The sequence below is a fragment of the Pseudotabrizicola sp. 4114 genome, assembly GCF_031457365.1.
Classification (GTDB): domain Bacteria; phylum Pseudomonadota; class Alphaproteobacteria; order Rhodobacterales; family Rhodobacteraceae; genus Pseudotabrizicola.
In genome coordinates, this window is sequence record NZ_JAVDWP010000049.1 from 1 (window position 1) to 1,166 (window position 1,166).

General features: G+C 65.4%; 1 protein-coding gene. It reads left to right on the forward strand.

Annotation, left to right across the window (positions count from 1 at the left end):
- The coding region (locus J2X53_RS22475) for an aldehyde dehydrogenase family protein (protein WP_349039711.1) at positions 1-840 on the forward strand (840 nt) is incomplete at its 5' end.
- Between the last annotated feature and the right edge of the window lie 326 nt (positions 841-1,166).

A 1,166-nucleotide genomic window follows, 5' to 3' on the forward strand; every position in this document is an offset into this window, starting at 1 on the left:
ATCGTCACCGGCTATGGCCACGAGGCGGGCGCGGCATTGGTCGACCATCCGCTGGTGCGCAAGATCGCCTTTACCGGGTCCACCGCCACCGGCCAGCGCATTCTGGCGGCCTCGGCCAAAACGATGAAGCGCGTCACCCTGGAACTGGGTGGCAAGTCGCCCACGATCATTCTGGCCGATGCCGACCTGAGCCGCGCCATTCCCGGCGCTGCCAACGCCATCTTCGGCAACTCCGGCCAGATCTGCACGGCGGGCTCGCGCCTGCTGATCGAAGCGCCGGTCTATGACGAGGTTGTGGCGGGGGTTGCCGAAATCGCGCGCAGCCTGCGCCTTGGGGCCGGTCAGGAAGAGGGCACCCAGCTTGGCCCGATCGTCTCTTCCCGCCAGCTTGACCGCATTTCGGACCTTGTGAACAGCGGTCTTGCAGACGGTGCGAGGGCCGTCGCAGGCGGCCGCCGCCCGGACCGCGAAGGCTGGTTTTACGAGCCCACGGTTCTGGCCGATGTGCGGCCGGACATGCAGGTGATCCGCGAGGAAATCTTCGGCCCGGTCGTCTGCGCCATGCCGTTCAATGATCGCAGCGAGATCAAGGCCATGGCCAACGACACGCCATATGGTCTGGGCGCCAGCATCTGGACCCGCAATCTGGACCATGCCCATCTGCTGGCGGAAGACATCGACGCAGGGACGGTCTGGCTCAACACCCACAACGTCCTCGATCTGGCGGTGCCCTTCGGTGGCACCAAGATGTCGGGCATCGGGCGCGAATTCGGGACCGAGGCGGTCAACGCCTATACCGAACCCAAAGCCGTCGTGATGCGGCTCGCCAGCGCATACTGAAACCGGGCGGGAGACGACTGTGACCAGCTCCAACAGGACCGAAGCGGTCACTCTGTGCGTCGAAGCCGGGTTGGACGGGTGCGCGCCAGCCTTTCGGAAGCCACCCACGCCATCGTTCCGCTTGTGAACTGAGCATCGGCCCGGCGGAAAAACCGCCGGCCCCCCCATTGGAGGTGCCCCATGACCGTCGCCGTCAACCTCGATCCACTGGCCAGAACGACCGCCATCTTCAGCCCGTTTTCCAGTGCTCCGTTCACCACGCAATCCGCGGTGAAAGCCCGCTCGCTGGATGAGGCCAGACGCTATCTCACCAATCTCATCGCCCC